The organism is Streptomyces sp. 8L (genome assembly GCF_020176795.1).
GTDB lineage: Bacteria > Actinomycetota > Actinomycetes > Streptomycetales > Streptomycetaceae > Streptomyces.
In genome coordinates, this window is the sequence record NZ_JAIUKE010000556.1 from 1 (window position 1) to 6,755 (window position 6,755).

The 6,755-nt window shown below is 72.1% G+C and carries 8 protein-coding genes and 1 tRNA gene; 3 read left to right on the plus strand and 6 right to left on the minus strand.

The window, feature by feature from the left end:
• The first annotated feature begins 799 nt into the window (after nucleotides 1-799).
• Entirely contained in the window at nucleotides 800-1,138 is a 339-nt protein-coding gene (locus LCE31_RS34145) for a hypothetical protein (RefSeq protein ID WP_225021450.1), read from the plus strand.
• Nucleotides 1,139-1,315: 177 nt separating this feature from the next.
• Here LCE31_RS34145 and LCE31_RS34150 read toward each other — a convergent pair whose 3' ends face one another.
• The 6 genes from LCE31_RS34150 to LCE31_RS34175 form a co-directional block, all read right to left on the minus strand.
• Nucleotides 1,316-1,756 carry a PIN domain-containing protein gene (locus LCE31_RS34150; RefSeq protein ID WP_225021452.1) on the minus strand — a complete coding sequence of 147 codons (441 nt, stop codon included), beginning with the start codon at nucleotides 1,754-1,756 and terminating at the stop codon, nucleotides 1,316-1,318.
• Nucleotides 1,753-1,998 (minus strand): type II toxin-antitoxin system Phd/YefM family antitoxin, encoded by a 246-nt coding sequence (locus tag LCE31_RS34155; protein ID WP_225021454.1) that lies wholly within the window; start codon nucleotides 1,996-1,998, stop codon nucleotides 1,753-1,755. Before LCE31_RS34155 ends, LCE31_RS34150 begins: the two co-directional genes overlap by 4 nt.
• Before the next feature lie 324 nt (nucleotides 1,999-2,322).
• Nucleotides 2,323-2,589, minus strand: coding sequence for a Txe/YoeB family addiction module toxin (locus LCE31_RS34160; RefSeq protein WP_225021456.1), 267 nt, complete (start codon nucleotides 2,587-2,589; stop codon nucleotides 2,323-2,325).
• Nucleotides 2,586-2,876: a type II toxin-antitoxin system Phd/YefM family antitoxin gene (locus LCE31_RS34165; RefSeq protein ID WP_225021458.1), complete on the minus strand. Its 291-nt coding sequence runs from the start codon at nucleotides 2,874-2,876 to the stop codon at nucleotides 2,586-2,588. The genes LCE31_RS34160 and LCE31_RS34165 overlap by 4 nt, the downstream gene beginning before the upstream one ends.
• Nucleotides 2,877-3,424: 548 nt before the next feature.
• Nucleotides 3,425-3,497: transfer RNA gene (locus tag LCE31_RS34170), tRNA-Glu, on the minus strand.
• Between the two features lie 188 nt (nucleotides 3,498-3,685).
• A complete protein-coding gene (locus tag LCE31_RS34175) occupies nucleotides 3,686-5,266 on the minus strand; it encodes a metallophosphoesterase family protein (protein ID WP_225021461.1) in 1,581 nt (526 codons plus the stop codon).
• Nucleotides 5,267-5,325: 59 nt separating this feature from the next.
• Here LCE31_RS34175 and LCE31_RS34180 point away from each other — a divergent pair, with 59 nt between their 5' ends.
• Nucleotides 5,326-5,676 (plus strand): metallopeptidase family protein, encoded by a 351-nt coding sequence (locus LCE31_RS34180; RefSeq protein WP_225021463.1) that lies wholly within the window; start codon nucleotides 5,326-5,328, stop codon nucleotides 5,674-5,676.
• Between the two features lie 371 nt (nucleotides 5,677-6,047).
• On the plus strand, nucleotides 6,048-6,737 hold the full coding sequence (locus LCE31_RS34185) for a hypothetical protein (protein ID WP_225021464.1): 690 nt from the start codon (nucleotides 6,048-6,050) through the stop codon (nucleotides 6,735-6,737).
• Nucleotides 6,738-6,755 lie beyond the last annotated feature (18 nt).

Below are 6,755 nucleotides of genomic sequence, written 5' to 3' on the forward strand. Positions count from 1 at the left end.
CCCCTACTCCCTCCCCTCCCTCTCCTCCTTCCTTCTTCTTCGACACTTTCGACACCCACATCCCCGTCCATATCGGGTCCCGGTGGGGCCCTCAGCGCACAGGAAGCGCCGCGCGTCGACCGTACGCACGGTGCCGGAGCCGCGACGATGCCGAACGACTTGGTGGATCAAGGACGTTGCCAGTCCTGCGGGAAGCCGCTGACGCGGAAGCCCGGGGGCAGGCGCCGGCCGCTCCGCGAGGAGAGCGCCTGGAGCTGGAAGGCCGCGGCGGAACCAGACACCGTCGGCCGGCCGCACGCGGCGCCGCACGCCAAGATTCCGGCGGATGGCGCCCCGGCGGGTGATGCCCGGCCGTGCGGGAGCCCGGCCCGCGAGGACCCGCCGCCGCGCGGCCCGGAGGTCTCGCGCCCCTCGGAGTCGCCGTAGGCGGGCGGCCGGCGGCGTCGGCCGCCCGCCTCCACCCGAGTGTTCGGGACCGACCGCGCGACCGCCCCTCAGCAGCCGGCACCACCGGCGTGACGGGCGCGGAGGGCGCGGCGGTCACCGGCCGGAGCACTCTCTCTCCACGACCGGACCCGTGCGGCGAACCACCCCCACGCCCGCGGGACCGGTGAAAGGAAGACCCGCCATGGTTCAACTGCACGACGAGGCCTCGCCACCACCATCACCGTCGTCCTCGCCGTCCTCCACGCCGCCTTCGCCCCGCTCGCCTTCGCCGGGCCCCTCGTCACCGGGTTGCGCCGCACCCGGCCCGCCTTCGCCACGGCCCGTCCCCTCGTCCGCGCCGCGCGCCTCCGCCATGGCGTTCGCCGCGTTCCGCGCCCTCTACGAGCGCCACTACACGGCCTACGCGGCCGAACGGCTGAGCAGTTCGGCCCTCGGCCGGTGCGCCGCGCGCGCCGCCTTCGCCGAACTGTCCGGCGGCTGGCCCGCCGTACTGCGCTCGTCCTGCCTCGCGGCCACCGCGTGGGCGTGCCTGCGCCGCCATGTGGAGGCGGAGCTCGGGCGGCCCTTACCTGCGGCCGACGACGCCGCACTCCTGGCCGGCCGGCTCGGTCTGGGCCGGGCGCTCGTCGCGGAGCTGCTGGGCGACGCGGAGGCCGGCATCCTGCACGAGACGGACCCCCGCCCGCGCTGAGCAACCGCCCTCGGCGCGTCGCGAGTACCTGTGCGGGACTGCGGCGCCCGGGAGTTCACCGACCAGGGCCCGGGCCTGGCCCATGCCGTGATCACGGTGCCCGCGGACCGGTGCTGACACGTCAGCACCGCACCTGAGTCGTTGCTCAAGTGGCCTTGAGAGTGGTTCTCCGTACCGTCAGAGGTCGTCGGGTAGCAGCCGGAACACCTTGTGGCCGGTCAGCGGTCGGATCATACGGAAGTGACGGTCGGTGGTGAACAGCACTTCGGTGCCGTACGCGGCCGCCAGGGCGACGTTCATGGCGTCCGTCATCCCGATGCCTTTTCCTCCGTCTGCGTCCGCGTAGCCCTCGGCGACGGCGATTGCCGCAGAAAGGTGCGTGGCCACTGGTGGTACCTCGAACCGGCGGGTGAGCGTGTAGCGCTCGACGAACCGCGCCGCTGCCAGGGCCTTGCGGGCCCCGGAGCGCGTGGAGATCAGGTAGTCCAGCTCGGCCAGAACCATGGGTGAGATGACGAGGTGGCTGATTGCCGCGAGTCCGTCCTTGTGTGCCTTGTGCTCCGCGAGGCGTGGATCGAGGAGCCGGTAGAGAGCATTCGTATCGGCAATAGCGATCACGAAGACGCTCCCATCCCATTCAGCACGTCCTCGATCTCGTCGTTGGTGAGATCGGGGAGGTCGAGATCGGGAAGGTCGATCTCCCCCATGGGGTCGGTGGGGTAAGGAGAAACGTCATCCCTGATGGGCACCACGCGTGCGACGGCGACACCGTTCTTGGTGACGGTGACGGTCTCACCCTGGGCTGCCGCCGCGAGGATTTGGGACGACTTCTGATTGAACTCCCGAGCTGTGGTCTCCATGTAGTACATGTTACTACCGTTGTGTGGTCCTCGTCTCTGAGGGTGATGGCCTGAGCGTCCGGCGTGAGGCACGGCGCAGCGACTGCTTCACCCGGTTTGGGCGTCCCCCTCTTCGTCAGGGGTGTGCCTCGGCCTGCGGGCCGAACGATCTGCGGCGGCGGAGAGAAGTGATCGCTGAGCCCGCGCGGCATGATCGACCAACACGGGGGTGGGGGAGGGGCTGGGGGCCGAATTACCCGGATCGCGGCCATCCCGTGCTGACATGTCAGCACGGGATACCAAGCCATTGTGATCGCGAATCCAGGCTTCGTGGGTGGCACGCTCTCATCGACGGTCGTAGTGGAAGCGGCATGCCACGATGTGGATGCAGTCGTCCTCGTCGATGCGGTACACCAGCCGGTGCTCGGAGTTGACGCGCCGCGACCAGTAGCCGGAGAGATCGTTCCGTAGCGGTTCGGGCTTGCCGATTCCCTCGTGGCCGTTGCGGTCGATGTCGGTGAGGAGTTGGTTGACCCGTCTCAGCAGTTTGCGATCGTTCGCCTGCCACCACAGGTAGTCGTCCCAGCCGTCGTCGAGGAACAGCACCTTCACGCGGCGCCCTGACCGGCCTCGTCGTCGGGGGTCAGAAGTTCCCGGACGGTGCCTCGGCCGGCCTGGTCCTGCTCGATGGACCTTCGCAGGCGCTCGGCCATCGCGGGCGACCGTAGCAGGTAGTCGGTCTCCTTCAGCGCCTCGTACTCGGCGAGTGAGACGACGACCATGGGTTCGTGACCGGCGCGGGTGATGACGAGTTCCTCGGCGTCGTTCTCCACCGCATCCAGGGCGTCGGCGATGCCCGCACGCAGTTCGGTGACACTCATCGACTTCATGGCGTACATAATAACGTACAGAGCCGGGCTCCAGTGGGTCCATTGTCTGGTGCTGCAGTCGGCCACGGGCCGGCGGTACCGCCATATGCATGCCCCCGACGGCGTGTCTCCTGTGGTAGGCCCCGGTCCCGAGTCGGGCTTCCACGACGAACGGGCGGTGACCGTAGGCGGGTCGGCTCGGCCAGGTACTGCTGTACGTGCGCGAGTACTGCGCTGGAGCATCGCATCACGGTGCCAGGCGCGGACGGGGTCCCGGCGACGGCTGCGCGGCTGCAGAGTTCGGCCCGGTGGCGATGTGCGAGGCAGGCGGCGACCCTTTGCGTGGAAGCGGGGGGAACGGGCGCTTGGGCACCAACCGCATCCGTGGCGACGCCGCGAGTCCGGACGAGGCGGCCCAATCGAGATCAACCAGCACGAGAACGCTACGGGAGTCAGGAAGGCCTACCCGCCGAGGAATTCGGGGGCCATGTCGCTCGTGTCAGCACCGCTGTGCTCACACGTCAACACGAAAATACCCCATCTGACAGAGTTCTCGCAGGTCAGATGGGGTGTGGAGGTACCCCCAACGGGATTCGAACCCGTGCTACCGCCTTGAAAGGGCGGCGTCCTGGGCCACTAGACGATGGGGGCGAAGGGCCCGCCTGACGCCGCAGGGCGCTTCGGAGGACGGCAGCAGCATATGGGATCGCCCGGGACATCGCCAAAACGGTTCTTGCCGGTCCTGAGGGTGACCCGGCGGGCCGCGCGGGGCCGGGCCGTTCACCGGACCGAGCGGGCGGGCAGGCGGCGGACGGGCTCGTCGCGGGCGGTCCCGTCGCTCAGCGGGACGGCGGGGGCGAGCCGGTGCCGGGTGCCGCCGGGCCGAGGGGGACCGCGGGCGGGGTCGTGGCCGGCGCGGCGGAGGCGGAGTCCGGGAGGTGGCGGCTGACCTCGGCGGTGGTGAGGCCGAGGCCGCCCAGCGTGATCTCGTCCCAGGCCTGGAGCCGCTTCGTCACGCTGTCCACGTACAGCACCGACGCCCGTACCTTCTCCGGGCTGTCGTTCTGCACGGCGCGCAGGCCGCCGCCGCCCGTCGAGCCCTCGACCTTGAGCCGGGTGCCCCGCGGCAGGATCTTCGTCTCACGGTGGTGGAGGTGCCCTGCGAGCACCAGCGGGACGAATCCGTCGGTGCCTTCCGCCGCCAGGGGCTCGTGCGTCACCGCGATGTCCACCGGAGTGCCCGCCCGCTCCTGGCGGGCGAGGGCCGAGGCGAGCAGGGCGCCCGCCTTCCGCTCGGCGGTGTCGCCGCCGGGCCGCCGCGAGCGGTCGGGGGTGAACTGGGGGTCGCCGGTGCCCGCGATGCGCAGGCCGCCGACCGTGACCGCCCGGCCGCCGTCCAGGACCCGTACGTTCTTCATCCGCGCGAGGTAGCGCTGGGTGAGCGGCGAGTCGTGGTTGCCGCGCACCCAGACGTACGGGACACCCAGGTCGGCGATCGGATCGAGGAAGGTGTTCTCCGCCGCCGTGCCGTGATCCATGGTGTCGCCGGAGTCGATCACCACGTCGATGTCGTACTCCTTGACGAGCGAGCCGATGATGTGCCAGGCGGCGGGGTTGAGGTGGATGTCCGACACGTGCAGCACGCGCAGGGTCGTCGGGTCGGGCCGGTAGACGGGGAGCGCCGAGGTCGCGTCGTAGAGCCTGGTGACGTTGGTGACGAGGCGGGCCAGCTCCTTCTGGTAGACGTCGAAGTCGCTGACGATGGAGCGCGCGCTGCCGACCACCTGCGGCGCCGATGTCAGCAGCCCCGAGAAGCGGGGTTCGAGGACGGACTGCGGATTCCAGGTCGCGTACGCGCAGACGCCGGTCGCCGCGAGGAGCGCGCAGGCGAGGCCGCCGGCCGCCAGCGCACGCCGGGGGCGCCGGTAGACGGCGAGCGCCAGGGCACCCGCCCCGCCCACCACCGCGGCTGCGCTGCGGGCCGCCACCCGGCCCGTGCCCTGTCTTACATCCCGCGCCACCTCGTCCTGGAGCCCCGACAGCCGCTCAGGATGGCGCACGAGCGCCTCCGAGCGCTCCGGGTCGAGCCGGTCGACATCGACATCGAGCCGCAGCGGCGCCCGGTGCGAGTCGAGGGCGAGCGCGCCGAGCGGCGACACATTGACCGCGGTACCGCCGGCCAGTGAGGGGCGCAGCGCCATCCGGGTGTCCATCGGGCCGACCCGTACGGGGGTGGAGCCGATCGCCGTCAGCCCGAGCCACGCGCCGAGCAGTACGACCAGGGCGAAGCCGAGGGCGCCGGGGAGCGGGCTGCCCGGCGTCAGGGCCGTACCGCCAAACGTGCGGGCGGACCCGGAGCCGCGGTGGTCCCGGCGGCGGAAGTGGTGACGGAACGGGACACGGCGGGCGCCTCGGGTCATTGCACCACTGTGCCCAGCCGGACCTCGCGCCATACCTGTCCGGCCGTCACAATGGCCGGGTGCTGGAGATGACGCGCGAGGAGTTCGAGGAGCTTGTCTCGGAGGCGCTCGACCGGGTCCCGCCCGAACTGACCCGGCTCATGGACAACGTGGCCGTCTTCGTGGAGGACGAGCCGCCACCGTCCGACCGGGAGCTGCTCGGGCTGTACGAGGGGACCCCGCTGACCGAGCGCGGCGAGTGGTACGCGGGCGTGCTGCCCGACCGGATCACCATCTACCGCGGGCCCACACTCCGCTTCTGCGACACCCGCGAGGACGTCGTGGCGGAGACGGAGGTGACGGTGGTCCACGAGATCGCCCACCACTTCGGCATCGACGACGAGCGGCTGCACGAGCTGGGGTACGGGTGAGCCGGGGCAGGCCCGGCGCCCGGACGTGAAGGGGACCCCGGGCGGACCAGAACCCCGGGCGGACCGGGACCCCGCACGGACGCAGGACCATGCGTGCGAGGGGCATGCGTGCGAGGGGTGCGCGTATGTACGTATGTGCTGCGGCGCCCGTGCCGGTACGGGGAGTTCGCGGCGTACGCGGACGCTCGTACGCCTTGAACACCTCTACACCTCGTGCGACTCGCGGTTCCGGCGGGCCGGGTACGGCGTGGCGGGCGTACGGGTGGGAAGGCGGGCGTGTCCCTGACGGGCTCATGACCGTTGGACACGGCGACGTACCCCTCGCCCCTCGCGGGAATCCCCTGTGCCCGCCCTGCTCCGGAGGTGCCCTCGTGCGCCGTTCCCCCGTTTCCCGTTCCTGTCGCGCCGCCGTGTGGGTGGCCGCCTCGCTGGCCGTGGCCTCGTCGGCCGGCTGTATGAGCGTCGGCGGCGCCGAGGGCGGCCCGGCGCCCGGGCACTCCGCCGACGGCCATGGCGCCGCGCATCCCAAGGACCGTACGGGCGGCGGGACGGGTGCTCTCGGCGGCACGTCGGGCCGGGACGGCAAGGGCGACGGCGCGGCCGACGGCGGAGGCGGCAAGGCCGGCGAGAAGGGCAAGGGCGGTACGGCGGGCAAGGACGGCAAGGGCGGCAAAGACGGAGCGGACGCCAAGGGCGCCTCGGCCGGGCCCAGTTCGTCCAGCGGGCCGACGCCCGAGGAGACGGTGGCCGACGGGCACCATCACCACCGCCGCGGGGCGGGCGGTGGCACCGGGTCGGTGCAGGGCGAGACCGGGGGCGGCGCGGCCGGGGACCCGCCCGTGACGGACCCGCCTGCGACGGACCCGCCGGCGCAGCCCCCTGCCGGTGACCCGACCGCTCCCGCGGGCGGCTCCGGCGGGAGCGGCGGCGACCCGTCCGGTCCCGCGGCGCCTCCCTCCGCTTCGCCCGCCGCGGACGTCCGTACGACGCTGCTCGACCCGGGTGACGGGTTCGGGATGCGCGAAGAGCCGTCCGCCTCCCCACAGTTGGGGCCGGCGTGAGCGCGGTGGGGGTGAGGG

Coding starts and splice junctions, on each gene's coding strand:
- LCE31_RS34145 (WP_225021450.1), top strand. CDS start 800: ATGGCGTTCGCCGCGTTCCGCGCCCTCTACGAGCGCCACTACACGGCC.
- LCE31_RS34155 (WP_225021454.1), bottom strand. CDS start 1,998: ATGGAGACCACAGCTCGGGAGTTCAATCAGAAGTCGTCCCAAATCCTC.
- LCE31_RS34165 (WP_225021458.1), bottom strand. CDS start 2,876: ATGTACGCCATGAAGTCGATGAGTGTCACCGAACTGCGTGCGGGCATC.
- LCE31_RS34175 (WP_225021461.1), bottom strand. CDS start 5,266: ATGACCCGAGGCGCCCGCCGTGTCCCGTTCCGTCACCACTTCCGCCGC.